Here is a 25,840-nt window from a genome sequence, read left to right as displayed (position 1 = left end):
TTAGCGCCCTTTCGCCAGGTATTGCGCCATCTCGGTTTCCGGCACCATGCCGCCGCCGGTCGCCCACACCAGGTGCGTGGCGTTATTGAGCTGATCCGCGCTCAATCCTTGCATCTGCTGGTAATCCGTGGAGGCGCAAACGTGCTGAGGACCAGCCATGCCCGCCAGCGCCGATGGCTCAAGGCGAATACCTTCTTCCTGCGCCAGCCAGCCCAGCATATCGTACATAGTCTGATCGTCCAGGGTGTACAGTCCGTCGAGCAGGCGTTCCATCGCCCGGCCAACAAAGCCCGAGGCGCGACCGACTGCCAGCCCATCTGCCGCTGTCAGATTATCGATGCCGATATCCTGCACGGAAATGGTATCGTGCAGCCCGGTGTAAATCCCCAGCAGCATGCACGGGGAGTGGGTGGGTTCTGCGAAGAAGCAATGAACGTTGTCACCGAATGCCAGCTTCAGGCCAAACGCCACGCCGCCAGGGCCACCACCCACACCGCATGGCAGGTAAACAAACAACGGATGATCGGCATCCACCACGCGCCCCTGCTGGGCAAACTGCGCTTTCAGACGCTGACCGGCGACCGCATAGCCTAAGAACAGCGTGCGGGAATTTTCATCATCGATAAAGAAACAGTTCGGATCGGACTGTGCCGCTTTGCGGCCCTGTTCAACCGCCACTCCGTAATCTTCTTCGTACTCCACCACCGTCACGCCGTGGCTGCGCAGCCTGGATTTTTTCCACGCGCGGGCATCGGCAGACATATGGACCGTAACGTTAAAGCCGATTCGGGCGCTCATGATGCCGATAGACATCCCCAGGTTGCCAGTTGAACCTACTGCGATGCTGTACTGGCTGAAGAACTGTTTGAACTCAGGAGAAAGCAGAATGCTGTAATCATCATTTGTCGTTAGCAGACCCGCTTTCAACGCCAGTTTTTCCGCGTGGGTCAGGACTTCATAAATGCCGCCACGCGCTTTGATTGAGCCAGAAATTGGCAGGTGGCTGTCTTTTTTCAGCAGCAGTTCGCCGTGGATAGGCTGCCCGAACTCTTTTTCCAGCCGTTTTTGCATGGCCGGGATGGCGGCCAGCTCAGATTCGATAATGCCCCCAGTAGCGGCAGTTTCCGGGAAGGCCTGCGCCAGATACGGTGCGAAGCGCGTCAGACGCGCGTGGGCATCCTCAACGTCGTGTGCTGTCAGGCCAACATAGGGTAAACCTTCCGCAAGAGAGGTGGTGCCAGGGTTAAACCAGGTTGTCTCTTTCAGAGCCACCAGATCTTCCACTAAAGGATGCTGGGCGATAAGTGTTTGAATGTTTTCCATAGTCAGTCTCTTCGCGCTTAGATAATAAAGGAAAGCAGGAATGTGCAAGCCAGTGCAATAACGGACGCAATAAATGTCGCGGTCGTATAGTATTTGAACGTTTCATTCAGGGTGGCGCCGCAATACTGCTTCACCAGCCAGAACAGGGAATCGGTGACGATCGTGCAGCCAATAGCGCCGGAACCGATGGCAATGGCGATGATCTCCGGGCTAACGTTGGGATACAGCGGTAGCATCGGGGCAACGATTGCCGTTGCGCCCATCATCGCTACCGTGGCAGAACCCACCGCGGCATGCAGAATCAGTGCGACCAGCCATGCCAGCAGAATCGGGTGCATATGCATGTTTGAGAGGATCAGCGCCAGGGTATCCGCCAGCCCACTGCTCTTGAGGATAGCGTTGAATGCGCCGCCTGCACCGATAATCAGCAGAATGTTAGCAATCGAGCCAAAACCGTTTTCGGTGTGGGTCAGCAATGCCCCCATACCAATGTGCTGACGCAGACCGAGAATGTAATAGGCCACGAAAACGGCAATAAACATCGCGGTGATCGGGTTACCGATAAACTCCAGCAGCGTATACAGCGTACCGCCTTTCGCCATGTTCAGTTCCGCGACGGTTTTGACCAGCATCAGGCCAATTGGCAGCAGCACGGTAAACAGCGTGGCGCTCAGCGACGGCAGCGTACTTTCATCGCGTACCTTGAGATCGGAAAACTCAGCCGGTACCGGTTTAAATGGCAGACGGTTGCCGAGGAATTTCAGATACAACGGCCCGCCGATTAGCGATGCCATCAAGCCCACCAGTAAGCCGTAGACAATCACGGTGCCAATGTCTGCGCCCAGCTTGTTGGCCACGAACAGCGCCGCCGGATGCGGCGGCACCACGCAGTGTACCGCCATCAGCGCCGTACACAGCGGGATCGCCAGCTTCAGTAATGAGGTATTGGTTTTTTTAGCAATCGAAAAGGCCAATGGAATCAACAGCACCACGCCGACCTCAACGAACAGCGTGATCCCGCAAATCAGCCCGACCAGCACCATAATGACGTCGGCGGAAAGCCAGCGGCAGCGCTGCAGCGTCAGACCGATGCGTTCGGCTGCGCCGGACACTTCCATCATTTTGCCCAGAATGGTCCCAAGGCCGATAACCGCCGCGAGGAAGCCCAGCGTACCGCCGATGCCACTCTCAATGGCATTGACCATATCCAGCGGCCCCATCCCCATCATCGTACCCACGAAGAAACTGGCTAACAGCAGCGCCAGAAACGGGTGGAATTTGAACTTCACGATGGTCAAAACGATTAACACGATGCTTATCAGCAGCGTGCTCACAACCCAGATTTGAGAGTGCATAGCTCACCTTGCCCTGTGATTAATATAAGGTTATTGGACAAAAATAAGGCACCGTCTGACAAACGATATAAATCTCCTTTCACATGAGCCAGATTGCATCAAATGAGTGATTTACGTCTAATTACGCTGCATTTATGCGATATGATTCACCTTGATTCATCTTTGTGCTGATTTTTACAGCGAACTTTTTTACACTCCGGCGCATGAATCAGGAGGACTGGAGGTGAGTTTGGATCCCCTACGCGAGGGCCGAAACCGGCTGCTCAATGGCTGGCAGCTGTCAAAGCTGTATACCTTTGAAGTGGCGGCCCGGCATCAGTCGTTTGCGCTGGCGGCAGATGAGCTGTCGTTAAGCCCCAGCGCCGTCAGCCATCGCATTAATCAGCTGGAAGATGAGCTGGGCATTCAGCTGTTTGTCCGTTCACACCGTAAAGTGGAACTCACCCACGAGGGTAAGCGGGTGTTCTGGGCGCTGAAATCGTCGCTGGATACGCTGAATCAGGAAATCCTCGATATTAAAAACCAGGAGCTGTCCGGGACGCTTACCGTCTACTCACGGCCTTCTATCGCCCAGTGCTGGCTGGTTCCGGCGCTCGGTGACTTTACCCGTCGCTACCCGTCAATTTCACTGACCATCCTGACCGGCAACGACAACGTCAATTTACAGCGTGCCGGGGTCGATTTGGCTATCTATTTTGACGATGCGCCCTCCGCGCAGCTTACGCACCACTTCCTGATGGATGAAGAGATCCTGCCGGTATGCAGCCCGGACTACGCTCGCCGCCATGACCTTACCGGTTCGCTGGTGAATTTGCCGCACTGCACCTTGCTGCATGACAGACAGGCATGGAGTAACGACTCAGGAACCGATGAATGGCACAGTTGGGCGCAGCATTTTGCCGTGAATTTGCCGACATCATCGGGTATCGGCTTTGATCGTTCTGATTTAGCGGTAATTGCCGCCATGAACCATATCGGCGTGGCGATGGGCCGAAAGCGGCTGGTGCAGAAACGTCTCGACAGCGGGGAACTGGTCGCGCCTTTCGGTGATATGGCGCTGAAATGCCATCAACACTATTACATCACCACGCTGCCCGGCAGGCAGTGGCCAAAAATCGAGGCATTTATTGGCTGGCTGCAGGAGCAGGTTAAATAAGCGGGCCGCGAATATTTTTTACGCTTTCTCTCTACACGGAAAGTGAAAAAGCATGCTAAATACGTGATATCACTCCTGATGATTTGCGTAAGGACGACCGTGTTAAAGCCGATTGTTTCCCTTTTACTGTTAGCCAGCGCCACCGTGTATGCCGCGCCCCCTGTGCTGACGGCGGCGCTGTATGCGCAGCAGCTTGGCGTTGGAATGGACGTAGACTGGGCTCGCACAGATCGCGGTATCCGCGAGTTCGATCCGCTGGTGGTACGGGATTTCAAGGCGAAGGGGATCTCTCATGTGCGTATTCGTGTGGCTGGTGAGCCAACAGAAGCCAGGCTCATCCATTTGCGCAAGCTGGTAGAGGCTTGCGAGCAATACGGCGTGATCCCGATCATTGCCTATCAGGCTGACGAATATAAAAAAGACCCCAGCGCCGGTAACGAAAAAGAGGTTGTTAACTGGTGGGTGGCGGTGGCGCATTACTTTGGTCAAGGCTCGCCGTTGCTGGGTTTCGACCTGATATATGAGCCTGCCGATAAGCTTAATCACAATCAGACTTCGCTCAATCGGGTGTACGACAAAACGATTCGCACAATCCACGCCATTTCACCGCAGCGGATGATTTTCATTGCTCCGCGACTGCGCGCGGCACCGGAAGATTTGCCTAATCTGAAATTACCGCCGCAAAGTCAGAATACCGTTCTGGCTGAATGGCATATCTTCCCGTGGGGGCCGCTAAAAAATAACGGTAAGTATCCCTGGACGTCGGGGACTGCGGCAGAAAAAGCCGCCATTCGCGCCCGTATTAATACAGCCATTCACTGGCAACAGAAAACGGGTCATCTCAGTTGGGTGGGGGGCTGGTCGCCGGGAGAGACCATCAAAAACGCGCCTTCTGCCGCGCAAACTGCATTTGCACGGTTTATGGCATGTGAACTGCGCAAGGCGAAAATCCCCTATGCTATCAATGCGGATACGCAGTTCTATGATGGCGAAGAAGGGGCCTGGCGTCCGGCGCTGGAGCCGTTGCTGACGACGATGATCGCGCCAGAATGCGAAAAGCCCGGCGATAAGCCGGGCCATCATACGCTTAAACCGCCTGTCCCTGATGCGACACGCGTGATGCCAGCGGAAGCCAGCAAACAAAAATCAACAGCCCCATAAGGGTCATCAGCAGGCCCAGACTGGCTTGCCCGGTCTGCGGCAGCATGGCAGAAAACCATGCCAGCACGCCGGAACCAATGTTCTGTAATCCCCCAACCAGCGCGCCAGCCGTGCCTGCCAGGAACGGGAAAGGCTCCATTGCACCGCTGGTTGCCAGCGGAAACAACATTCCGGCACCGAAGAAAAACAGTGCGGCAGGAACCAGCAGCGTCCAGACGTTCATCACGTCAAACAGCCCTGGGATCCACATCATTAAACCCGCTACCAGACAGCAGGTCACCGACTGCCACATTAGCGTCGAGAAACGCTTATTAGGGCGACCGGCGAACCATGCGCCGAAAAACGCCGCCGGAATAGGCAGAATAAACAGGATGCTGACCGCCATGCTGCTTAGACCGAGCCGTGCGCCCAATAATACTCCGGAGCAGGCTTCAAAGACCGCAACGCCCGCCAGACCGCCGATCAACATCAGCACGTAACAGGTGAAAGAGCTATTACCAAACAGGGTTTTGTAGCTGGCGATCAGCCGTGGACGCGGCGCACCCGCAGGCCGTGTTTCCGGCATCCAGCGCGCCATGCTAAACGTCACACCCGCACACAGAATCAGCAGGAAAATATAGCAGGCGCGCCAGTTCCACACTGTATCCAGCATGCCGCCAATCAGCGGAGCTAACAGCGGACTGACCAGAATCCCCATGTTTAACAGACTATTGGCGTGGCGCAGTTGCGTGCCTTCGTACAGATCGCGCGGTAAGGTTCGCGCCATCACACCGCCGACGCCCGTTCCCATCCCCTGGATGGCACTGGCGATAATCAGTACCGTCAGGCTATGGGTGGTAATGGCGACCAGCGTGGCCAGCATAAAAATAGACATCCCGGCGAGGATCACCGGGCGGCGCCCTACGCGGTCTGAAAGGGGACCGTAAACCAGTTGCGACACGCCGTAGGTCAGCAGGTAGGCAGCCATTACGCTTTGCACCGCGCCTTCGCGAACGTTCAGTTCACGCGCCATATCAGCAATCGCGGGGATATAAATGGTTTGCGCCATCTGACCTACCGCCACCAGTAATACCAACATCAACAACAAATTGACGCTTCTATGCCTTTTCATTTCGCTGATTACTTTTAAAAAAGAGAAAAAAGAAGAATAAGGTGCTGCACTTTCCCGTAAATGCGCGTGGAATCTACCACAACAGAAAAAGAAGGCCAGATAGTGGGCTGGAATGTTTATGTGCTGGACGGCAGGAAATGTAAACAAAAAGCGGCAACAAATGTTGCCGGATTACATCGGGTTTACAACGCGATCATGATAAGCGGAGTAAAACTGCGCCGGCGGCAATACCTGCAGCCGCGACAAGACGTATTCCGGCAACCTTTTCTTTCAGCAGCAGCCATGCGAGCAGTGCGCCAAACAGAATGGATGTTTCACGCAGTGCAGCGACCACCGCCAGCGGGGCCTGAGTCATCGCCCACAGTGCCAGGCCGTAAGACCCCATCGTACCAATCCCGCCAAGAATACCTTTTTTCCACTGCTGTACCAGATAACGTGACGCTTCCCGGCGTCGGGCGATCATCGCCCAACCCAGCAGGCAGGAGCCGTTCAGAAAGAAGGTCCACAGCGTGTAGCCCAGCGCGGTTTCTGAAAGCCGAACACCGGTGCCATCAACCAGCGTATAACCGGCGATAAAACAGGCATTAATGAGTGCCAGGATAATCCCACGTTGCGAGCCGCAGCGTCCGTTAAATGCCATCCCGAGAATAGCCAGACAGATGGTGGCAATCCCCACCCAGGCGAGTAGCGAGAGGCTATCGCCAAGAAACAGGACGCTGATAATCGCGACCAGCAGCGGCGCTGTGCCGCGCATCAGAGGATAGGTCTGGCTCATATCCGAAACCTGATAGGTTTTAGCGACCAGGACGGTATAGACCACCTGTAATGCGGTTGAGACAGCTAAAAACGGCAGGCTGGCGGCAGAGGGTTGCGGCGCAAAGGGTAAACAAATCAGCGCCATAATCGCAGCGGTTCCGCTGACGCTTATAGCCGAGTACAACTTGTCGTTTCCCGCTTTTACGATGGCATTCCAGCTGGCATGCAGCAGTGCGGCGAACAGCAAAATGCAGAAAACAGAAAGCGTCATGGCGGAATTCTTCCCTGAGGATGTCATAAAAACGTAACACATTGGCACGACACAAGCACCAGGGAGAAGGTGAAAGGGGAGCGGAGTGTTACCCGCCCCCCTTAGGTGCGACTTGAATCTGAATTACTTAACGTATTTCAGAACGGCATCAAGGAGTTGCAGTGCTGCAACAATGAGTTTGAGGATAAGAATAGCGATATCCACGAGGCTCATACGCTCTCCTTTTGGTACAAGGAGCACGGTGCTGGCGTACCTCGCCGCTGCCTGTTGCCAGCACCTTTGTTGACGTAACACAGTGTGCTCACTTAGGGGGTTAAGGCGCTGACGGCACCACCCGTTTCAGCCAGGACTTTGATGCGCCGGTAAAACAGCGGCCCCCTCGCGCACTGCGAACATTTACAGTATAGATAAATACTGTATGTATGAACAGTATTTTATGGACAAAATCCGCAAAGCGATCCATACTCAGAAACGTCAAAATCCGTGCCTTAAATTGCGCGTTCGTTCCCGATCGCGTATACTTCTTGCGTTGACGTAACACAGTGTGTTCTGCGGTTACCAGCCGCAAACCCTGAAAAAAACCTCGCCCCGGCGGGGTTTTTTGTTTTTACATTGCGTACAGATAAACGTGATCTTTGGCGCATTTTTGCGCAGATGAAAAATTTTCCATTGTCACGCTGAAAAACCTGTGTTTGTATAAATCCTGTTAACCAACAAACAGACAAGGCCCCTAATGAACCCTTCCATGCTGACTGCGACCCTACTAAAAACTGCGCCATCTCGCGCAGCGGTCGTCGTGCGTGTGGTGGTGGTCGTCGGCAATGCGCCGTAGGGTCCGGAACAACACACGATTCCAAAACCCCGCCGGCGCAAACCGGGCGGGGTTTTTCGTTTCAGAGACCTGCCCGGAGCAAAGGCCCAGAATAAAAGGACTGGAGCATGGCAAGTTCGGGCATAACATCCAAGCGTACGCGTTTTACGGGCGCAGAATTCATCGTTCATTTCCTGGAACGTCAGGGAATTAAAGTGGTCACCGGTATTCCTGGCGGCTCAATTCTTCCCGTCTACGACGCCTTGAGCCAAAGCACGAAAATCCGTCATATCCTGGCGCGCCACGAGCAGGGTGCGGGGTTTATCGCCCAGGGGATGGCACGAACCGAGGGTAAACCCGCCGTCTGTATGGCCTGTAGCGGACCGGGCGCAACCAACCTGGTGACCGCTATTGCCGATGCGCGCCTGGATTCCATCCCGTTGGTGTGTATCACCGGTCAGGTTCCGGCCTCGATGATCGGCACCGACGCCTTCCAGGAAGTCGACACCTACGGCATCTCTATCCCCATCACCAAACACAATTATCTGGTTCGCCATATCAATGAATTACCGCAGGTCATGAGCGATGCCTTCCGCATTGCGCAGTCAGGACGCCCAGGCCCGGTGTGGATAGACATACCTAAGGACATTCAAACAGCCGTATTTGAAATTGAAGAGATGCCGGAGCCTGCAGAAAAAGCCCCTGCGCCAACCTTTAGCGCGGACAGCGTTCGCGATGCTGCCGCTATGATTAATGCGGCACAACGTCCGGTGTTGTACCTCGGCGGCGGCGTGATTAACGCGCCGGAGCGCGTTCGTGAGCTGGCCGAAAAAGCAAAACTGCCTACCACCATGACGTTGATGGCGCTGGGCATGCTGCCAAAAGCGCATCCGCTGTCGTTAGGCATGTTGGGTATGCATGGCGCGCGCAGCACCAACTTTATTCTGCAAGAGGCTGATTTACTGATTGTTCTTGGCGCACGTTTTGATGACCGGGCGATTGGTAAAACCGAACAGTTCTGCCCGAATGCCAAAATCATCCACGTGGATATTGACCGCGCGGAGCTGGGTAAAATCAAACAGCCGCACGTGGCCATTCAGGCAGATGTCGATGAGGTGCTGGAACAGCTGATCCCATTGATTGAGGCACAACCGCGGGACGCGTGGCATCAGATGGTGGTCGATTTACAACGCGAATTCCCTTGTACTATTCCACAGGAAAGCGATCCGCTCAGCCATTATGGGCTGATTAACGCCGTTGCCGCCTGCGTGGACGACAGCGCGATTATCACTACCGACGTCGGCCAGCACCAGATGTGGGCGGCACAGGCTTACCCGCTGAACCGTCCGCGCCAGTGGCTGACCTCCGGCGGTCTGGGAACCATGGGCTTTGGCCTGCCTGCGGCGATTGGTGCGGCGCTGGCGAACCCGGACAAGAAAGTGTTGTGCTTCTCCGGCGACGGCAGCCTGATGATGAATATTCAGGAAATGGCGACTGCCAGCGAAAATCAGCTGGATATTAAAATTATCCTGATGAATAACGAAGCACTGGGTCTGGTGTATCAGCAGCAGAGCCTGTTCTATAAGCAAGGCGTGTTTGCTGCGACCTATCCGGGGATGATTAACTTTATGCAGATTGCCGCTGGTTTTGGTCTCGAAACCTGTGATCTGAATAACGAAGCGGACCCACAGGCGGCGCTGCAGGAGATAATCAATCGTCCAGGACCCGCGCTGATCCACGTACGTATTGATGCAGAAGAAAAAGTGTATCCGATGGTACCGCCGGGTGCGGCAAACACTGAAATGGTGGGGGAATAAGCCATGCAACAGCAGACTCATGACAACGTAATCCTGGAACTCACCGTACGCAACCACCCGGGTGTAATGACCCACGTTTGTGGGCTGTTTGCCCGCCGTGCGTTCAACGTGGAAGGTATCCTCTGTCTACCGATTCAGGACAGTGATAAGAGCCGTATCTGGCTATTGGTGAATGATGACCAGCGTCTGGAGCAGATGATAAGCCAGATCGACAAACTGGAAGATGTGGTGAAAGTGGCGCGCAACCAGTCCGACCCGTCGATGTTTAACAAAATCGCCGTCTTCTTTGAGTAGTTCGCTCAAGGCTTGAACGGTAGAGCGCTTATCGTTAAGGTAAGCGCTTTTGCCGGATGGCGGCATAAATGCCTTATCCGGCCTACAGCGGCACCCGCCCGTAGGCCTGATAAGCGCAGCGCCATCAGGCGTTTTCCAGCACCAGGACATAACCCATGATTACCGTTGCCCTTATCGACGACCACCTTATCGTCCGTTCCGGGTTTGCCCAACTGTTGGGGCTGGAACCCGATTTGCAGGTTGTGGCTGAGTTTGGCTCAGGTAGCGAGGCGCTGGCAGGATTGCCGGGGCGCGGCGTGCAGGTCTGTATCTGTGACATCTCCATGCCTGACATTTCCGGCCTCGAACTGTTAAGCCAGTTGCCAAAAGGCATGGCGATTATCATGCTCTCCGTCCACGACAGCCCGGCGCTGGTGGAGCAGGCGCTCAACGCGGGCGCGCGTGGTTTCCTTTCTAAACGCTGTAGCCCGGATGAGCTGATCGCAGCGGTGCATACCGTGGCGACTGGCGGCTGTTACCTGACGCCGGACATCGCCGTCAAACTGGCGGCCGGGCGTCAGGACCCGCTCACCAAACGTGAACGTCAGGTGGCAGAAAAACTGGCGCAAGGGATGGCAGTCAAAGAGATTGCGGCTGAACTGGGCTTGTCACCAAAAACGGTACACGTGCACCGCGCCAACCTGATGGAAAAGTTGGGCGTAAGCAACGATGTTGAACTGGCTCGGCGGATGTTTGACGGCTGGCAATGAACACGTTCTTTTCCCGGTTAGTCACCATTGTTGCCTGCTTTTTTATCTTCTCTGCCGCATGGTTTTGCCTGTGGAGCATCAGCCTGCATCTGGTTGAACGCCCGGAGCTGGCAGTGCTGCTGTTTCCATTCGGCCTGCGCCTGGGCTTAATGCTGCAATGTCCGCGCGGCTACTGGCCGGTACTGTTGGGTGCGGAATGGCTGCTTCTGTTCTGGCTGGCGCAGGAAGTGGCGCTGGCCCATTTGCCACTTTTGATGATCGGCAGCTTCCTCACGTTACTCCCGGTGATGCTGATATCGCGATACCGCCACCAGCGTGACTGGCGTACGCTGCTGTTGCAGGGCGCGGCGCTTACGGCGGCGGCATTGCTGCAATCGCTGCCCTGGCTTGGGCAGGGTGAAGAGGCATGGAACGCGCTACTGCTGACCCTCACCGGCGGATTAACGCTGGCGCCGATCTGCCTGGTATTCTGGCACTATCTGACCAGCACCACCTGGCTGCCGCTGGGACCGGCGGTGGTTTCTCAACCTGTGAACTGGCGCGGACGACATCTGGTCTGGTACCTGCTGTTGTTCAGTGTCAGCCTGTGGTTGCAGTTGGGTCTGCCGAATGAATTGTCGCGCTTTACGCCGTTTTGCCTCGCGCTACCGATTATTGCACTTGCCTGGCACTATGGCTGGCAGGGGGCGCTGATCGCAACGCTAATGAATGCCATCGCGCTGATTGCCAGCCAGACCTGGCACGACCATCCCGTCGACCTGTTGCTCTCGCTGCTGGTGCAAAGCCTGACCGGGTTGCTGCTCGGCGCGGGTATTCAGCGCCTGCGTGAACTCAACCAGTCGCTGCAAAACGAGCTGGCACGTAATCATCGGCTGGCCGAGCGTTTGTTGGAAACCGAAGAAAGCGTGCGCCGCGACGTGGCGCGTGAACTGCACGATGATATCGGCCAAACCATCACCGCCATTCGTACCCAGGCGGGTATTGTCCAGCGCCTGGCGCCGGAAAACGCAGGGGTGAAGCGTAGCGGGGCACACATCGAACAACTTTCTCTCGGCGTGTACGATTCGGTGCGTCGCCTGTTAGGCCGCCTGCGACCACGCCAGTTGGACGATCTCACGCTGGAGCAGGCCATCCGCTCATTGATGCGTGAAATGGAGCTGGAAAGCCGCGGCATCGTCAGCCATCTCGACTGGCGAATTGACGAATCTGCACTCAGCGAAAGCCAGCGGGTGACGCTGTTTCGCGTCTGCCAGGAAGGGCTGAACAACATCGTTAAGCACGCCAACGCCAGCGCGGTGACACTTCAGGGCTGGCAACAGGATGAACGACTGATGCTGGTGATTGAGGACGACGGCAGCGGCCTGCCGCCGGGTTCGAATAAGCAGGGATTTGGCCTCACCGGGATGCGTGAGCGCATTACGGCCCTCGGCGGTAAGCTTTCGATATCCTGTACGCACGGTACGCGGGTCAGCGTCTCTTTGCCTCAGCGTTATGTGTAAGGAATGGCAATGTTTCAGTTTCTAAAAGCCCCGGCTAATGCGCCACACATTACCAATAAAAGTGAGGTAGATGCCCGTTATCGCTACTGGCGGCGGCATATTCTGACCACCATCTGGCTTGGCTACGCGCTGTTCTATTTCACGCGCAAAAGCTTCAACGCTGCGGTGCCGGATATCCTCACCAGCGGTGTGCTGACCCGCAGCGACATTGGCCTGTTGGCAACGCTGTTTTACATCACTTACGGCCTGTCGAAGTTTGTCTCTGGTATTGTCAGCGATCGTTCCAACGCCCGCTATTTTATGGGCATTGGTTTGATTGCAACCGGCGTGGTAAACATCCTGTTCGGTTTCTCGACCTCGCTTTGGGCCTTTGCGCTACTGTGGGCACTGAATGCGTTCTTCCAGGGCTGGGGGTCGCCGGTCTGTGCGCGTTTATTGACCGCATGGTATTCGCGTACCGAACGCGGTGGCTGGTGGGCGCTATGGAACACCGCGCATAACGTCGGCGGGGCGCTGATCCCGATGGTGATGGCGGCGACGGCGCTGCATTATGGCTGGCGTGCAGGAATGATGATTGCCGGAATACTGGCGATTGTGGTCGGATTTTTCCTGTGCTGGCGGTTGCGCGACAGGCCGCAGGCGATTGGCTTACCTCCGGTTGGCGACTGGCGACATGATGAGTTAGAAATTGCCCAGCAGCAGGAGGGCGCAGGCTTAACCCGCAAAGAAATTCTCACTCGCTATGTGTTGCTGAATCCCTACATCTGGCTGCTGTCGTTGTGTTATGTGCTGGTGTACGTGGTACGTGCGGCGATCAATGACTGGGGTAATCTGTACATGTCAGAAACGCTGGGGGTCGATCTGGTGACCGCCAACACCGCGGTGACCATGTTTGAACTGGGCGGGTTTATTGGGGCTCTGGTGGCGGGTTGGGGGTCAGATAAGCTGTTCAACGGCAATCGTGGGCCAATGAACCTGATTTTTGCCGCCGGGATTTTGCTTTCCGTCGGTTCGCTGTGGCTGATGCCGTTCGCCAGCTACGTGATGCAGGCAGCGTGCTTCTTCACCACCGGATTTTTCGTTTTTGGCCCGCAAATGCTGATTGGTATGGCGGCGGCGGAGTGCTCGCACAAAGAGGCGGCTGGGGCGGCGACCGGGTTTGTCGGGCTGTTTGCTTACCTGGGCGCTTCGCTCTCCGGTTGGCCGCTGGCGAAGGTAATGGAAGTCTGGCACTGGACCGGATTCTTTGTGGTTATCGCCATCGCCGCGGGGATCTCCGCGCTGTTGCTGTTGCCGTTTTTGAATGCCCAGGCGCCGCGTGAGCCTGGTGAAGCGTGATGTACCTCACCTTTTTGCCCCGAGTGGGGTAAAACTAAGAAATTTTCCCGGTTTCACCTGGACGCTGTCTCAGGCGTGATCCCCGGCTGATTTTTACAATGCCTGCTATTCGCAGGTATAAAAATTAGCTCGGAGAGTCCTATGCTGGCCTTCTTAAACCAGGTGCGCAAGCCAACCCTGGATCTGCCGCTCGATGTGCGGCGCAAAATGTGGTTCAAACCGTTCATGCAGTCTTATCTGGTAGTTTTCATCGGCTACCTGACCATGTACCTGATCCGCAAAAACTTCAACATCGCGCAGAACGACATGATCTCCACCTACGGGCTGAGCATGACGCAACTGGGGATGATTGGCCTGGGCTTTTCCATCACCTACGGCGTGGGTAAAACGCTGGTTTCTTATTACGCGGATGGCAAAAACACCAAGCAGTTCCTGCCGTTTATGCTGATTCTCTCCGCCATCTGTATGCTCGGTTTTAGCGCCAGCATGGGGGCTGGTTCGACCAGCCTGTTTCTGATGATCGCCTTTTACGCGCTGAGCGGCTTCTTCCAGAGTACCGGCGGCTCGTGTAGTTATTCCACCATCACCAAATGGACGCCGCGTCGTAAGCGTGGATCGTATCTCGGTATGTGGAACATCTCCCACAACCTCGGCGGTGCCGGTGCGGCAGGTGTGGCGTTGTTTGGCGCCAACTACCTGTTCGACGGTCACGTCATCGGTATGTTTATCTTCCCGTCGATTATCGCCCTGATTGTTGGCTTTATCGGCCTGCGCTATGGCAGCGACTCCCCGGAATCGTATGGCCTCGGTAAAGCCGAAGAGTTGTTCGGTGAGGAGATCAGCGAAGAAGACAAAGAGACCGAAGAAAACGAGATGACCAAATGGCAGATCTTTGTTGAGTACGTGCTGAAAAACAAAGTGATCTGGCTGCTGTGTTTCTCGAACATCTTCCTGTACGTGGTGCGTATCGGTATTGACCAGTGGTCCACCGTCTACGCTTTCCAGGAGCTGAAGCTCTCCAAAGAAGTGGCGATTCAGGGCTTTACTCTCTTTGAAGTGGGCGCGCTGGTCGGCACGCTGCTGTGGGGCTGGCTCTCCGATCTGGCGAATGGTCGCCGGGCGCTGGTGGCCTGCGTGGCGCTGGCATTAATCATTGCGACACTGGGCGTTTATCAGCACGCCAGCAACCAGTACGTTTATCTGGCTTCGCTGTTTGCGCTGGGCTTCCTGGTGTTTGGTCCGCAGCTGTTAATCGGCGTTGCGGCAGTCGGATTTGTGCCGAAAAAAGCGATCGGCGCAGCCGATGGGATTAAAGGGACATTCGCCTATCTGATTGGTGACAGCTTCGCCAAGCTGGGTCTGGGGATGATTGCTGATGGTACGCCGGTCTTCGGCCTCACCGGCTGGGCAGGAACCTTCGCCGCGCTGGACACCGCCGCCATCGGTTGTATCTGCCTGATGGCCATCGTGGCCGTGTTTGAAGAACGTAAAATTCGTCGCGAGAAAAAGATTCAACAATTGAAAGTCGCTTAAGTTAAGTGTGCATTGGTAACTTTTGCCCGCCTTAATGGCGGGCTTTTTTATGCCTCATTATGCTGACAGTAGCTGTTATAAGCCTCAACAAATAACTTCGCATTTGTTGCAGTTTGGTGGACAGATTGCCCAATGCGATAAAGATCGCTGCCTAATCCGGCACTGTAACAACCTGCATTCAGGTAATGAGACAGATTGTCAGGGCGAATTCCGCCTACGGCATATAAAGGTGTTTGAGGAGGTAAAACCGCTTTTAATGCCCGGATGTAATTCGGTCCCAGTTCTCCCGCAGGGAAAATTTTCAGTCCATCTGCGCCGTGCCTGAGTGCAAGAAATGCTTCGCTGGCTGTGTGGCAACCGATGCAGGTTTTCATTTGGGCCGCTTTGGCGGCATCAATTAATTCCGGATCGGTGTTGGGTGTAAGGATAAATGCGCATCCAAGTGAAGAGAGAGTGCTGATATCCGCGACATGAGTAACCGTCCCTGCACCGATTTTTATCGTCTGGCCATAATGCTCCACGGCCAAAGCAATACTGCTTTTCCAGTCTGGAGAATTCAGCGGTATTTCTATTGTGCTGAAGCCAGCTGTGATCAGCGCGTCAATATGAGCCAGCACCTCATCAGGCTTCACCCCGCGCAGAATGGCGACCAAAGGGTTACGGCTATTCATGTAAAAGTCTCCTGATACCATTAATAAATGCTTTTTCACCATTGCACAGACGACAGCGATAACCGAAATGATGAAACAAACTTTGATAGCGGCTGAGCAAATCTTCATTGCCTACCAAAACGACTTCTTCCCCGGTGTTAATGGCGTAATGCTGTAGCATTTGCGCGATTTCGTGGCCAATCAGTAATCCTGAGAGAGATTCGTATAGCGTGTCGGGTGGCAAGGAATGGCTGAGTATTCGAGCTCTGAGGTCAAATACGCTGCGGGATAAACACGTTTCATTCCAGCCACGTTCGGCTCCGTCTAAAAAAGCCTGAATGTTCGTGTTTTGTTCCCCGGCATTTTTTCCCACTATGGAATAGTGGGAGAGCAAATGAAAAAACTCGCCGGTCATGATAGTTTGAAAATCGCAGACGATACCCTCTTGCACCTGAACCCATTTGCTGTGTGTCCCAGGGAAGACGTACCAGAGGTCATCAGTCAGGGCGCCAAAAAGTTGCGTTTCCTCTCCACGCATGACGTTGTAGGTTTTCGGTCCGGCAATTTGCAGACCCGGTACGATGAAAGTGGGAAAAGGACCCGCATCCTCAACCGCTGTCAGATGCTGCGATAATGCGCTTAACGGGGTTGGGCAACGCAAATAGTGGCTATCTACCCAACCGATATTACTGCCCACCATACCGCTCATTATGACGGTTGTATCTTTGCTTAATGGCTGCGGACACAAACTTAGCAGTGTTAGCCAGGTATCTTTGAATGCGTCAGGATTATGCTTGAGTACACCATTCTGATCGGCGTGTTGCCAGACACATTGATTCTGTTGATAGACCCAAATACGCAGGTTGCTGGAGCCCCAATCCACGGCAATAAAATTCTCTGAATTGAACATACATCATTCCTGATACGAAAAGATGGCCCTAAGCGGGCCATATTCAGGGGATTACTCGTCGGCAATAACCATTTTTTTATCAAAATTGATCAGCAGCGAGCAGATGAGATAACCCACAGCAGCCAGTGCAAAGAACATCATGGCGGCGTAATAATTTCCGGTGGATTGCACCAGGAAACCGATAAAAATTGGCAGGATAGCGGCGAATAAGTTACTGGTGAAGTTCATGGTCCCACAGATGGTACCCGCAACAGATTGCGCGCCTAGCAGCCCTGGTATTGACCAGTAAACACTGGCCCACCGCAGTGGGAAAAGGGCAATGGTGAGCAGGGTTATCGCAACGGCTGGTGTAGAACTTTGTGCGCAAAGGAAAATACCAACGCCAGCGGTAGTGGCAGAAATAGCCAACATTGTATGCATCACACGGCTTGTTTTTGCCCCTTTGCTGCGCCATTTATCCATAATGTAGCCGCCGGTCAGTTGGCCGACAAAACACAGCAAGAAGATCAGCGCCATTGCTCCACCCATCGATTTGATATCGAAACCGTAGGTGGCCTGAAAGTAGAGCGGCAGCCAGGTCATCAGGCCGTAGAACACAAAGCTGTAGCAAACCCAACCACCGATGAGCGCAATCACATTCCGTTGTTTTAGATAAGGTTTGATGTCGGCCAGACGGTATTTCTTGCTGCTGGTTTCAGCACCGTTTGCAGCGGTAATATGGTCCAGTTCTGCTTTATTAATGCTGGGATGTTCTGATGGATAAGTGCGGATGTACCACCAGGCCAGTAAGCCGACCACCATTGTTCCCACACCTGCCACCACAAATGCCATACGCCAGGAGTCGAAAAAAGCAATAAGTCCTGCGATGATCACCGCCCCTAATGCCGTCCCCAACGGCGCGCCGCCATCAAGTAGCATCGAACCACGCCCGCGTTCTGTTGGTGTTAACCATGTCCCCATTAACTTTGCGCCAGCGGGCATAATTGGAGATTCAGTAACGCCTAACCCCAGTCGAGAAAGTGAGAGAGTAAAAATGGAGTGGCACAGCGCCGCGACGGCCTGAAATGCTCCCCATAAGATAGTGGCCAACGCTATGATATTTCTCGCTTTAAATTTATCAGCAATAACTCCACTGGGAATTTGCATCAAAGCATAAGCCCAGAAAAAGGCACTATGAATAACCCCAACAACGCGTGTGTCAGTAATGCCAAATTCATCCGTAATATATGGCATGGCAATGGAAAGAGATGTGCGGTCAATATAATTAATGGCGCCTAATAAAAGCATGATGATAAATATCCGCCATCTTACAGTTGTTGCCTTTAATTTTTCTTCTTCAGTATTTGCATTAACAAGAGACATAAGGGCTCCTTGCCATACTCATAATAATATGAGTATGGCGGTACGAGGTATTATTATATTGTGAAGTGTTACATTATGGAGCCAATAGTCCATGGGACGAATTCTTGACTGCCATAGCCAAATTCCTCACTCTTTGTTTTTTTACCGGATGCCATCTCAAGAATCATCTGGTAAATACGTTCACCGACTTCCGCAATTGTTTCTTCCCCCTCTACAATAGTTCCGCAATTTATATCCATATCCTCCTGCTGACGTTCCCAAAGTGCGTTATTGGTAGCCAGCTTCAGACTTGGGGTTGGTTTGGATCCAAACGCCGAACCGCGGCCTGTTGTGAAGCAGAGAAGATTTGCCCCACCGGCGATTTGCCCCGTGACGGCAATAGGGTCATACCCTGGTGTATCCATAAAGACAAAACCTTTCGCGGTAACTGGTTCCGCGTACTCATACACTTCTGTCAGATTTGTTGTGCCTGCTTTAGCAATACCACCGAGTGATTTTTCCAGTATTGTCGTCAGCCCTCCGACTTTGTTACCCGCAGAGGGATTATTGTTCATTTCACTTCCAGTGCGGCGACAGTATTCTTCCCACCAGTGAATACGGGCGATAAGTTTTTCCCCGACTTCACGGGAAACGGCGCGGCGAGTAAGAAGATGCTCAGCGCCATAAATTTCGGAGGTTTCAGATAATATCGCTGTTCCACCTTGTTGGATCAACTTATCTGCCGCATAACCCAGCGCTGGATTGGCTGAAATCCCGGAATAACTGTCGGAACCGCCACATTCCAATGCGAGAATGATTTCTGATACAGGGATTGGTTGACGTGTTACCCGGTTAGCAACAGGCAGCATTTGGTTAACCAGGTTAATTCCTTTTTCAATGGCATGACGTGTGCCGCCCACCTCCTGAATGGTATAGCTGTGCATCATTGGGCCATCAGCTAACCCATGGGCGTTCATCATATCTTTAATTTGGCTGGATTCGCATCCCAGCCCAACGATGATTACTCCGGCAAAGTTTGCATGGGTGGCATAACCGGCCATCGTACGTCTCATGACATCCATTGATTCACTTTTAGATCCGATGGCACAGCCAAAACTTTGTGGCAACGACACCACGCCATCAACATTTGGGTAGTCTGCAAGACCATGCAGACGAAAGTGATCCTCAATCGCTCTGACGACCGTAGCACTACAGTTTACGGAGCTTAAAATGCCGATGTAGTTGCGTGTAGCAGCGCGGCCGTCAGCCCGGCGGATACCCAAAAAAGTATCCTGTTGAGGAACCGAAGAGGGAGAATGGCAGTCTTCACCCCAGGCATAATCTCGTTCAAAATCGCCCATACCTAAATTATGCATGTGGACGTGTTCGCCGGGCTTAATTGGCTGAGTTGCGAAGCCAATAATCTGCCCATAACGTTTGACCGCATCACCTACGTTACACGCATGCAGGGCGATTTTATGCCCTGCTGGAATTTCACTTAGCACCGTAATTTGTTCTTCTTCAAGCCAGGTGCCCACGGGGACCGTCTGTCTTGCGATAACCACATCATCTTTGGGATTCAATTTTAGTACAGGGTTGATGTTCATTATCATTGCTCTCATGCTGGTTTACACCGAAATACGGGATAGAATATTTTTAACCTGCGCTATTTTTTCTTCATTCAACGGTAATGCAGGAGGGACAACTGCGGTTGATATGTCCACACCACTTAATTTTATGGCTGTCTTTATAACGCCAAAGAACGGTTGTTCTAATGCATATAAAGGTGATAATCCTGACAGTTGTTGTTGAAGTGCTTTAGCCGTGGCGAGATCGTTCTGCTGAACAGCCTGATAAATTCCGCGCGTAATATTAGGTGCAAAGTTAAATGTTGCCGGAATTCCACCATGCCCCCCCAACATTAATGTATCAAGTAAATATTCGTCATAGCCGCTGAAAATGATAAAATCTGGGCGGAAACAGTGAACCTGATTGATGATTTCCCTGGTGTGGCTAATATTATCAATAGTGTCTTTAATTCCGACAATATTGGGTACTTCGCGGGCAAGGCGAGTGATGACGTTTAAACCAATATCCTGGCCGGTTAGTTCTGGAAAGTTATATAGGAAGACTGGAACGTTTAACGCTTCAGCAATTCTTTTGTAATGCGTAAAGCGGGCTTCTTCGCTGAGTTTTGCATAATAAGGATTGACTACCAGTACTCCTTGCGCGCCCGCTTTTTCGGCATGCTTTCCAAGCTGGATAGTTTCTGCTGTGCTAGCGCAGGCGATACCGATAAGTACGGGGACCCTGCCGGCAACATGCTGCAGACTAAATTCTGCAATCTGTTTTCTTTGTTCAGAAGAGAAATGTGAAAATTCGCCGCCGCTGCCCAGAATTAGCATTCCGTCGGCACCATTGCTAATCACATGATCAATCATTACCGCCATTCCTGCGCGATCCAATTCACCGTTATCGTCAACGATGGTCGGTACTGGCGGGAAGATGCCCTTAAAAACGTTCAACATGCTCACTCCTTGTTGTTCTGTATATGGAACTTATGTTCTGTATGTTGAAGTTAGTACAGCAAATATCCAAATCGTTCGTCAATGCTTTTTGCAGAACAAATGAACAACTGTGAGGTGGATCGGGTTTGCGGATGTAAGATTTAGGCAACAGAGCGCAGTTTGCATATGTGCAAAAAAGCCGCATACCTGGGAAAAGTGATTGCGGTATACTGTGCAGAGTCTATGAATAAAAAAGATTAATTGCGCATGAACCAAGACATCACGACTTCTGTTCCCGCTCTGGATAAGACGGTAAAAATCTGTAATTACCTTTTTAATTCTCCTGGAGCAACATTCAGTCAGATCCAGCAGGATCTGGCATTACCAAAAAGCAGCACGTCTTCTCTGCTAAATGCGCTGGTTGAGCATCATCTTTTGCGTCTGGAAAAGGGGCGTTTCTTTTTAGGATTGAAGCTGTACGAATGGGGAAATCGTTCATTGGAGCAGTTTGATATCCGTAATGCAGCGCTTCCTGTTTTGGAAAAATTGCGTCAACAAACGGACCTGACCTGTCACTTGGGCATATTGGATGAAGTCGCGCCAATTTATCTTATGAAGCTGGAAAACACCCAGCCGATTGGCATTCGTACCTGGGTCGGTAAAAAATTGCCGATGCACAGTTCCGGTGTAGGGAAAGCGCTGTGTGCCTGGCTGCCGCAGGATAAAATCGACGAACTGTTGCCGGATGAAGACCTGCCGAAATATACCGATACCACCATTACCAGCAAAAAAGCGTTGATGAAGGAATTTGCCAGAATCCGCGCGCAAGGCTGGGTATTTGATAATGCGGAAGACTCTCCTGGTATCTATTGCATTGCCGCACCGGTATTTAACCGTAATAAAGATGTGATTGCAGCAATCAGCATCAGTGGCGTTGAACTACAAATGCCAAAAGATTGTATTCCACAATATTCTCAGTGGGTGCGCGAAGCCTGCCAGTCACTCTCGGCAAAATTAGTTTAAGTATGCAGGTGTCGTAGTTAATGATCTGGATAATGCTGGCCACCCTGGTGGTTGTTTTTGTGGTGGGATTTAGGGTGCTGACGTCCGGTTCACGACGCGCAATTCGCCGTTTGAGCGAGCGACTGAATATTGATGTCGTGCCGGTAGAGTCGATGATCGATCAGATGGGAAAAGTACAGGGTGAGGCGTTTTTACAGTACCTACACCGCCCGGATGAATCGCATCTGCAAAATGCCTCCCAGGTGTTGTTGATCTGGCAAATCGTGATTGTCGACGGCAGTGAGCAGAACCTGTTGCAATGGCACCGCTGGCTGCAAAAAGCCCGACTGGCTGCACCTATTACCGATGCGCAGGTACGTTTGGCGCTCGGTTTTCTGCGCGAGATGGAGCCGGATATGCAGGAACTTAATGCGTTTCAGATGCGCTATAACGCCTTTTTCCAGCCCGAAGATGGCGTGCATTGGTTGCATTGATAGTCATGCCTGATGGCGTTACGGCTCTCAGGTCGACAAAAGGGCCCTGCCGTAGATGGAATAAGCCACATCGCCATTCAGCGGTGAAAGTTGTTGAAACGTTAAATAGGTCACAAATTTAATGTTACACTGCGTAACTTTTCTACAATAACCCCACGCAGGTAACAAAATGAGTGAAGCTGTTGAACAAAAATCCCGCGCTGAGGCAAATTCCCGACCTAACTGGTCGGCGGTATTTGCCGTGGCGTTCTGTGTTGCCTGCCTGATAACTGTTGAGTTTCTGCCCGTTAGCCTGTTAACGCCGATGGCGCAGGATCTGGGTATTTCGGAAGGTGTTGCCGGGCAATCGGTGACCGTGACGGCATTTGTCGCCATGTTCGCCAGCCTCTTTGTGACGCAAATTATTCAGGCGACCGATCGTCGCTACGTGGTGATCCTGTTTTCGGTGCTGCTGACGCTTTCCTGTCTGCTGGTTTCCTTTGCCAATTCTTTTTCGCTGCTGCTCGTTGGCCGCGCCTGCCTCGGTCTGGCGCTTGGTGGCTTCTGGGCGATGTCGGCGTCGCTGACCATGCGTCTGGTTCCCGCACGTACGGTGCCGAAAGCGCTGTCGGTTATTTTTGGTGCAGTCTCCATCGCGCTGGTGATTGCCGCACCGCTGGGAAGCTTTTTGGGCGGTATTATCGGCTGGCGTAATGTGTTTAATGCGGCGGCGGTGATGGGCGTGCTGTGCACAATTTGGGTGGTGAGAGCGTTGCCTTCCCTGCCTGGCGAGCCTTCGCATCAGAAACAAAACATGTTCAGCCTGTTGCAGCGACCGGGGGTGATGGCCGGGATGATTGCCATCTTCATGTCCTTTGCCGGGCAGTTCGCCTTCTTTACCTATATTCGTCCAATCTATATGAATCTGGCGGGCTTTGACGTTGATGGCCTGACGCTGGTGCTGCTGAGCTTCGGTATTGCCAGCTTTGTTGGTACGTCGCTTTCGTCGATGATTTTGAAGCGTTCGGTCAAACTGGCGTTAGCCGGTGCGCCACTGGTGCTGGCGCTCAGTGCGCTGGTCCTGATTCTGTGGGGCAGTGACAAAGTGGTGGCGGCGGGTATTGCGATTATTTGGGGACTGTTGTTTGCGCTGGTACCGGTCGGCTGGTCAACGTGGATCACGCGCTCGCTTGCCGATCAGGCAGAAAAAGCCGGATCCATCCAGGTCGCCGTGATCCAGCTTGCCAATACCTGCGGGGCCGCGGTGGGAGGCTATGCGCTCGATACTCTCGGACTGCTGTCACCCCTGATGATTTCCGGCAGCCTGATGCTGCTGACGGCGCTTCTGGTGGCAGCAAAAGTTCGCATAAAGGGTATGCAATAAACTAAAGCTCGGTATGCCGGATCGCTATCCGGCATCCTGGTTATTTTTAATTAAAACCATTGTTTTCGGCTGTATGGGCAAACCATTCGCCGCTCTTTTTCACCGTACGTTTTTGCGTTGCTAAATCTAACTGAACAAAACCGTAGCGGTTTTTATATCCGTTGAGCCAGGACCAGTTATCAATAAAAGTCCACATATGGTAGCCAAGACAATTACAACCTTCGCTGATGCCTTTATGTAGCCATTTAAGATGCTCAGAAACAAATTCAATACGATAGCTGTCGTTGATCTGGTCATGCTCAACGAAACGCTGCTCATTTTCCACACCCATACCGTTTTCAGAAATAAAGCAGCGCGGGTTGCCGTAATTATCACGAAGATTAGTAATAATATCGTAAATACCAGGTTCATAAATTTCCCAGCCACGGTACGGGTTCATTTTACGCCCCGGCATTTCGTAATAATCAAACAGCCACTCCGGCATAAACGGCGCGTTTGGATTGACGGCAGTATCACGACATTTCACGCGGCGCGGCTGATAATAATTGATGCCGAGCAGGTCGATTTTCCCCTCAGCGATGAGCTGACAGTCGCCTGGCTGACAGGCTGGTAGCTGATCGTACTCTTTCAGCAGTTTGACCAGATCCGCCGGATATTCCCCTTTTAGTACCGGATCAAGAAAGCTGCGGTTAAACAGCAGATCCGCATGGTGCGCGGCTTTTACATCCGCCGGGTGCTGCGAGCGTGGGTAAGAGGGCGTCAGATTCAGGATCACACCGATTTCACCGCCGTAGTTTCCGGCGCGATACGCCCGCACCGCCGTGGAATGCGCCAGTACAGTGTGATACGCCACGGTGGCCGCACGTTTGAAATCCACCACGTTTGGGTAATGGAAGTCATACAGATAGCCGCCTTCTACCGGAACAATCGGTTCGTTAAAGGTGAACCAGTGCTTCACCCGGTTGCCGAACAATGTAAAACATGTCTGTGCGTAGCGGCCAAACGCCTCAACCACCTCACGGTTTTCCCAGCCGCCTTTCTCGTGCATCACCATCGGCATGTCGAAGTGAAACAGGGTGATAAACGGTGTAATGCCTTGCGAAAGCAGCTCGTCGATGACGTTGTTATAGAAATCGACGGCCTCAGGATTCACCTCGCCAGTACCGTCCGGAATCAGTCGTGACCAACTGATTGAGGTGCGGAAGCTGTTGTGTTTCAGCTGTTTGAGCAGTGCGATGTCCTGTTTCCAGTGCTGATAAAACGTGGATGTGTTCGCCGGGCCAACCCCCTGGTGGAAACGCCCTGGCTGGCGATCGAACCACACGTCCCATGTTGTCTGGCTTTTGCCGCCATTCAGGCTATCCCCTTCGGTTTGCAGCGCCGAGCAGGCACTGCCCCACCAGAAGTTTTCTGGAAAACGGTATCGCATTATCTTGCTCCTTGATGTATTTCACTTCCCTACACAATAGGCGATTTTGCTAAACAGAAACCGGTTACAGCGCTCGTTTTTCAATACGATAGTTACAAATCCGGGCATTCAACTTTGCCCAACGCTTCCCAGTAGTTGTTCTGGTTATTTCTTTGTATTGCCAGAATAGCCTCGCGGATATGCTGCTGATTACGTGTATCAGACATAATCGTTTTTTCCCACACGTCATCGGAGGGTGATCCCTGTGGGGTACAAATCTTGCGTAAGTCCTTCAATACAGTATTTTTTTCATGAACGGACTGTAGAGAGCCGTAAGCCGAATCGGCCTGCGCTAAACCCGACAGCGTGAAAAGAATGGCAATAAGCGGTAAAGCGGCTCGTTTCATGATAATAATCCTTGTTGTCGATGCGCATCATCTCAAGAGTAAGTGTAGACGGCATGCGCCTCACTCATCAGCCTGTGTTAATTTCTAAACAAATAATCAGCCAGAAGTTGTAGTTTTTCAGGAGGATAGGATGCAAATACAGATTACAGATACCATTACTGAAGACGATCAAAATGCCCTGCTTGCCGGATTGCGCGCCTACAACCGTCAGTTCCTGAGAACCACCAATTTTGGCGACCTGGCGGTGTACTGGCGCGATGAAAGCAATGAAATTCTGGGCGGGCTGATTGGCAAAATCAAAGGCGAATGGCTGTGTATTGATTTCCTGTGGATGCATGATTCGCTGCGCAAAGGCGGTTACGGCACAAAATTGATGCAGGCTGCCGAGCAGACAGCGCGTGAGAGAGGATGCCTGCATGCGCTGGTGGATACCATGAGTTTCCAGGCGCTGCCGTTTTATCAGAAAAACGGCTATCAGCTGCAAATGACCCTCGATAACTTTCCGGAAACCGGCTCCGCGCGGCATTATTTGTCGAAAACGTTTTGATGACCGAAAGGTCTGGACGCCGCCTCACTTTCTTGCG

At 52.8% G+C, this 25,840-nt stretch carries 25 protein-coding genes and 1 pseudogene; 13 read left to right on the top strand and 13 right to left on the bottom strand.

The genetic code is table 11. The features are described from left to right. Both dsdA and dsdX read right to left on the bottom strand, forming a co-directional pair. Entirely contained in the window at nt 1–1,323 is a 1,323-nt protein-coding gene (dsdA, locus tag FDX24_RS09700) for a D-serine ammonia-lyase (protein WP_121585241.1), read from the bottom strand. Between the two features lie 17 nt (nt 1,324–1,340). Continuing rightward, entirely contained in the window at nt 1,341–2,678 is a 1,338-nt protein-coding gene (dsdX, locus tag FDX24_RS09695) for a D-serine transporter DsdX (protein ID WP_115601261.1), read from the bottom strand. 229 nt (nt 2,679–2,907) lie between these two features. Here dsdX and dsdC point away from each other — a divergent pair, with 229 nt between their 5' ends. Both dsdC and FDX24_RS09685 read left to right on the top strand, forming a co-directional pair. Next, entirely contained in the window at nt 2,908–3,834 is a 927-nt protein-coding gene (gene dsdC, locus FDX24_RS09690; protein ID WP_061068784.1) for a DNA-binding transcriptional regulator DsdC, read from the top strand. Nucleotides 3,835–3,912: 78 nt separating this feature from the next. Next, nucleotides 3,913–4,995, top strand: a complete 1,083-nt coding sequence (locus FDX24_RS09685) for a cellulase family glycosylhydrolase (protein WP_137364217.1) — start codon at nt 3,913–3,915, stop codon at nt 4,993–4,995. On the opposite strand, the gene emrD is transcribed toward FDX24_RS09685, so the two are convergent. The 3 genes from emrD to tisB all read right to left on the bottom strand — a co-directional run bounded on the left by emrD (nt 4,922) and on the right by tisB (nt 7,346). Beyond that, complete coding sequence (gene emrD, locus FDX24_RS09680; protein WP_048213759.1) at nt 4,922–6,106, bottom strand: multidrug efflux MFS transporter EmrD; 1,185 nt, start codon at nt 6,104–6,106, stop codon at nt 4,922–4,924. The two genes, FDX24_RS09685 and emrD, sit on opposite strands and share 74 nt — an antisense overlap. A gap of 193 nt (nt 6,107–6,299) precedes the next feature. Continuing rightward, nucleotides 6,300–7,133: a DMT family transporter gene (locus FDX24_RS09675; RefSeq protein ID WP_115601262.1), complete on the bottom strand. Its 834-nt coding sequence runs from the start codon at nt 7,131–7,133 to the stop codon at nt 6,300–6,302. Between the two features lie 123 nt (nt 7,134–7,256). Next, the gene (tisB, locus tag FDX24_RS09670) at nt 7,257–7,346 is read right to left on the bottom strand and encodes a type I toxin-antitoxin system toxin TisB (RefSeq protein WP_003023909.1); all 90 of its coding nucleotides are present in this window, start codon (nt 7,344–7,346) and stop codon (nt 7,257–7,259) included. A gap of 520 nt (nt 7,347–7,866) precedes the next feature. Between tisB and ivbL the strand changes: the two genes are divergently transcribed. From ivbL to ilvN, 3 genes are all read left to right on the top strand, one after another. Then, on the top strand, nt 7,867–7,965 hold the full coding sequence (gene ivbL / locus FDX24_RS09665) for an ilvB operon leader peptide IvbL (RefSeq protein WP_003827118.1): 99 nt from the start codon (nt 7,867–7,869) through the stop codon (nt 7,963–7,965). 107 nt (nt 7,966–8,072) lie between these two features. Beyond that, nucleotides 8,073–9,761, top strand: coding sequence for an acetolactate synthase large subunit (ilvB, locus tag FDX24_RS09660; protein ID WP_137364203.1), 1,689 nt, complete (start codon nt 8,073–8,075; stop codon nt 9,759–9,761). A 3-nt stretch (nt 9,762–9,764) separates the two neighbouring features. Further along, nucleotides 9,765–10,055: an acetolactate synthase small subunit gene (ilvN, locus tag FDX24_RS09655; RefSeq protein ID WP_137364202.1), complete on the top strand. Its 291-nt coding sequence runs from the start codon at nt 9,765–9,767 to the stop codon at nt 10,053–10,055. Between the two features lie 36 nt (nt 10,056–10,091). On the opposite strand, the pseudogene FDX24_RS23835 reads toward ilvN, so the two are convergent. Next, nucleotides 10,092–10,184: pseudogene (locus FDX24_RS23835) on the bottom strand (hypothetical protein); the annotation flags it as partial. Between the two features lie 26 nt (nt 10,185–10,210). On the opposite strand from FDX24_RS23835, the gene uhpA reads away from it, so the two are divergent. From uhpA to uhpT, 4 genes are all read left to right on the top strand, one after another. Next, nucleotides 10,211–10,804: a transcriptional regulator UhpA gene (gene uhpA / locus FDX24_RS09650; RefSeq protein WP_003023923.1), complete on the top strand. Its 594-nt coding sequence runs from the start codon at nt 10,211–10,213 to the stop codon at nt 10,802–10,804. Then, the gene (uhpB, locus tag FDX24_RS09645; RefSeq protein ID WP_137364201.1) at nt 10,801–12,303 is read left to right on the top strand and encodes a signal transduction histidine-protein kinase/phosphatase UhpB; all 1,503 of its coding nucleotides are present in this window, start codon (nt 10,801–10,803) and stop codon (nt 12,301–12,303) included. Before uhpA ends, uhpB begins: the two co-directional genes overlap by 4 nt. Nucleotides 12,304–12,312: 9 nt before the next feature. Continuing rightward, nucleotides 12,313–13,641: an MFS transporter gene (locus FDX24_RS09640; protein ID WP_048213754.1), complete on the top strand. Its 1,329-nt coding sequence runs from the start codon at nt 12,313–12,315 to the stop codon at nt 13,639–13,641. Nucleotides 13,642–13,782: 141 nt separating this feature from the next. Further along, the gene (gene uhpT / locus FDX24_RS09635; protein WP_115642655.1) at nt 13,783–15,174 is read left to right on the top strand and encodes a hexose-6-phosphate:phosphate antiporter; all 1,392 of its coding nucleotides are present in this window, start codon (nt 13,783–13,785) and stop codon (nt 15,172–15,174) included. Nucleotides 15,175–15,221: 47 nt separating this feature from the next. On the opposite strand, the gene FDX24_RS09630 is transcribed toward uhpT, so the two are convergent. The 5 genes from FDX24_RS09630 to FDX24_RS09610 all read right to left on the bottom strand — a co-directional run bounded on the left by FDX24_RS09630 (nt 15,222) and on the right by FDX24_RS09610 (nt 20,603). Beyond that, nucleotides 15,222–15,845, bottom strand: coding sequence for a 2-dehydro-3-deoxy-6-phosphogalactonate aldolase (locus FDX24_RS09630; protein ID WP_061066884.1), 624 nt, complete (start codon nt 15,843–15,845; stop codon nt 15,222–15,224). Continuing rightward, a complete protein-coding gene (locus FDX24_RS09625; protein WP_061066883.1) occupies nt 15,838–16,734 on the bottom strand; it encodes a 2-dehydro-3-deoxygalactonokinase in 897 nt (298 codons plus the stop codon). The genes FDX24_RS09630 and FDX24_RS09625 overlap by 8 nt, the downstream gene beginning before the upstream one ends. Nucleotides 16,735–16,785: 51 nt before the next feature. Continuing rightward, entirely contained in the window at nt 16,786–18,096 is a 1,311-nt protein-coding gene (locus FDX24_RS09620; protein ID WP_005121510.1) for an MFS transporter, read from the bottom strand. Between the two features lie 68 nt (nt 18,097–18,164). Further along, nucleotides 18,165–19,688 (bottom strand): UxaA family hydrolase, encoded by a 1,524-nt coding sequence (locus tag FDX24_RS09615; RefSeq protein ID WP_082759558.1) that lies wholly within the window; start codon nt 19,686–19,688, stop codon nt 18,165–18,167. A 15-nt stretch (nt 19,689–19,703) separates the two neighbouring features. Then, on the bottom strand, nt 19,704–20,603 hold the full coding sequence (locus tag FDX24_RS09610) for a dihydrodipicolinate synthase family protein (RefSeq protein ID WP_115642656.1): 900 nt from the start codon (nt 20,601–20,603) through the stop codon (nt 19,704–19,706). Nucleotides 20,604–20,849: 246 nt separating this feature from the next. On the opposite strand from FDX24_RS09610, the gene FDX24_RS09600 reads away from it, so the two are divergent. The 3 genes from FDX24_RS09600 (at nt 20,850) to nepI (ending at nt 23,441) form a co-directional block, all read left to right on the top strand. Beyond that, a complete protein-coding gene (locus tag FDX24_RS09600) occupies nt 20,850–21,605 on the top strand; it encodes an IclR family transcriptional regulator (RefSeq protein ID WP_005121514.1) in 756 nt (251 codons plus the stop codon). Nucleotides 21,606–21,625: 20 nt separating this feature from the next. Further along, complete coding sequence (locus FDX24_RS09595; RefSeq protein ID WP_115601269.1) at nt 21,626–22,078, top strand: DUF1198 family protein; 453 nt, start codon at nt 21,626–21,628, stop codon at nt 22,076–22,078. A 169-nt stretch (nt 22,079–22,247) separates the two neighbouring features. Beyond that, the gene (gene nepI / locus FDX24_RS09590) at nt 22,248–23,441 is read left to right on the top strand and encodes a purine ribonucleoside efflux pump NepI (RefSeq protein ID WP_116360319.1); all 1,194 of its coding nucleotides are present in this window, start codon (nt 22,248–22,250) and stop codon (nt 23,439–23,441) included. A 46-nt stretch (nt 23,442–23,487) separates the two neighbouring features. On the opposite strand, the gene FDX24_RS09585 is transcribed toward nepI, so the two are convergent. Then, the gene (locus FDX24_RS09585) at nt 23,488–24,870 is read right to left on the bottom strand and encodes a glycoside hydrolase family 1 protein (RefSeq protein ID WP_137364200.1); all 1,383 of its coding nucleotides are present in this window, start codon (nt 24,868–24,870) and stop codon (nt 23,488–23,490) included. 92 nt (nt 24,871–24,962) lie between these two features. Then, a complete protein-coding gene (locus tag FDX24_RS09580; RefSeq protein ID WP_008323809.1) occupies nt 24,963–25,256 on the bottom strand; it encodes a YicS family protein in 294 nt (97 codons plus the stop codon). Between the two features lie 130 nt (nt 25,257–25,386). Between FDX24_RS09580 and FDX24_RS09575 the strand changes: the two genes are divergently transcribed. After that, entirely contained in the window at nt 25,387–25,803 is a 417-nt protein-coding gene (locus FDX24_RS09575) for a GNAT family N-acetyltransferase (protein WP_003023951.1), read from the top strand. Nucleotides 25,804–25,840: the final 37 nt, after the last annotated feature.

It is taken from the genome of Citrobacter sp. wls716 (assembly GCF_005280975.1).
GTDB classification, from domain to species: domain Bacteria; phylum Pseudomonadota; class Gammaproteobacteria; order Enterobacterales; family Enterobacteriaceae; genus Citrobacter; species Citrobacter youngae.
The sequence above is the reverse complement of the archived record's forward strand: the minus strand, read 5'-3'. Positions and strand labels throughout refer to the sequence as shown.

What these genes read in the sequence shown, in the direction of transcription:
- uhpB (WP_137364201.1), top strand. Translation starts at nt 10,801, where the DNA reads ATGAACACGTTCTTTTCCCGGTTAGTCACCATTGTTGCCTGCTTTTTT.
- FDX24_RS09580 (WP_008323809.1), bottom strand. Translation starts at nt 25,256, where the DNA reads ATGAAACGAGCCGCTTTACCGCTTATTGCCATTCTTTTCACGCTGTCG.
- dsdA (WP_121585241.1), bottom strand. Translation starts at nt 1,323, where the DNA reads ATGGAAAACATTCAAACACTTATCGCCCAGCATCCTTTAGTGGAAGAT.
- FDX24_RS09620 (WP_005121510.1), bottom strand. Translation starts at nt 18,096, where the DNA reads ATGTCTCTTGTTAATGCAAATACTGAAGAAGAAAAATTAAAGGCAACA.
- tisB (WP_003023909.1), bottom strand. Translation starts at nt 7,346, where the DNA reads ATGAGCCTCGTGGATATCGCTATTCTTATCCTCAAACTCATTGTTGCA.
- FDX24_RS09575 (WP_003023951.1), top strand. Translation starts at nt 25,387, where the DNA reads ATGCAAATACAGATTACAGATACCATTACTGAAGACGATCAAAATGCC.
- FDX24_RS09685 (WP_137364217.1), top strand. Translation starts at nt 3,913, where the DNA reads ATGATTTGCGTAAGGACGACCGTGTTAAAGCCGATTGTTTCCCTTTTA.
- FDX24_RS09615 (WP_082759558.1), bottom strand. Translation starts at nt 19,688, where the DNA reads ATGATAATGAACATCAACCCTGTACTAAAATTGAATCCCAAAGATGAT.
- FDX24_RS09640 (WP_048213754.1), top strand. Translation starts at nt 12,313, where the DNA reads ATGTTTCAGTTTCTAAAAGCCCCGGCTAATGCGCCACACATTACCAAT.
- FDX24_RS09630 (WP_061066884.1), bottom strand. Translation starts at nt 15,845, where the DNA reads ATGAATAGCCGTAACCCTTTGGTCGCCATTCTGCGCGGGGTGAAGCCT.
- FDX24_RS09600 (WP_005121514.1), top strand. Translation starts at nt 20,850, where the DNA reads ATGAACCAAGACATCACGACTTCTGTTCCCGCTCTGGATAAGACGGTA.
- emrD (WP_048213759.1), bottom strand. Translation starts at nt 6,106, where the DNA reads ATGAAAAGGCATAGAAGCGTCAATTTGTTGTTGATGTTGGTATTACTG.
- ilvB (WP_137364203.1), top strand. Translation starts at nt 8,073, where the DNA reads ATGGCAAGTTCGGGCATAACATCCAAGCGTACGCGTTTTACGGGCGCA.
- FDX24_RS09585 (WP_137364200.1), bottom strand. Translation starts at nt 24,870, where the DNA reads ATGCGATACCGTTTTCCAGAAAACTTCTGGTGGGGCAGTGCCTGCTCG.
- dsdX (WP_115601261.1), bottom strand. Translation starts at nt 2,678, where the DNA reads ATGCACTCTCAAATCTGGGTTGTGAGCACGCTGCTGATAAGCATCGTG.
- uhpA (WP_003023923.1), top strand. Translation starts at nt 10,211, where the DNA reads ATGATTACCGTTGCCCTTATCGACGACCACCTTATCGTCCGTTCCGGG.
- FDX24_RS09595 (WP_115601269.1), top strand. Translation starts at nt 21,626, where the DNA reads ATGATCTGGATAATGCTGGCCACCCTGGTGGTTGTTTTTGTGGTGGGA.
- ivbL (WP_003827118.1), top strand. Translation starts at nt 7,867, where the DNA reads ATGAACCCTTCCATGCTGACTGCGACCCTACTAAAAACTGCGCCATCT.
- FDX24_RS09625 (WP_061066883.1), bottom strand. Translation starts at nt 16,734, where the DNA reads ATGTTCAATTCAGAGAATTTTATTGCCGTGGATTGGGGCTCCAGCAAC.
- ilvN (WP_137364202.1), top strand. Translation starts at nt 9,765, where the DNA reads ATGCAACAGCAGACTCATGACAACGTAATCCTGGAACTCACCGTACGC.
- FDX24_RS09675 (WP_115601262.1), bottom strand. Translation starts at nt 7,133, where the DNA reads ATGACGCTTTCTGTTTTCTGCATTTTGCTGTTCGCCGCACTGCTGCAT.
- uhpT (WP_115642655.1), top strand. Translation starts at nt 13,783, where the DNA reads ATGCTGGCCTTCTTAAACCAGGTGCGCAAGCCAACCCTGGATCTGCCG.
- FDX24_RS09610 (WP_115642656.1), bottom strand. Translation starts at nt 20,603, where the DNA reads ATGTTGAACGTTTTTAAGGGCATCTTCCCGCCAGTACCGACCATCGTT.
- nepI (WP_116360319.1), top strand. Translation starts at nt 22,248, where the DNA reads ATGAGTGAAGCTGTTGAACAAAAATCCCGCGCTGAGGCAAATTCCCGA.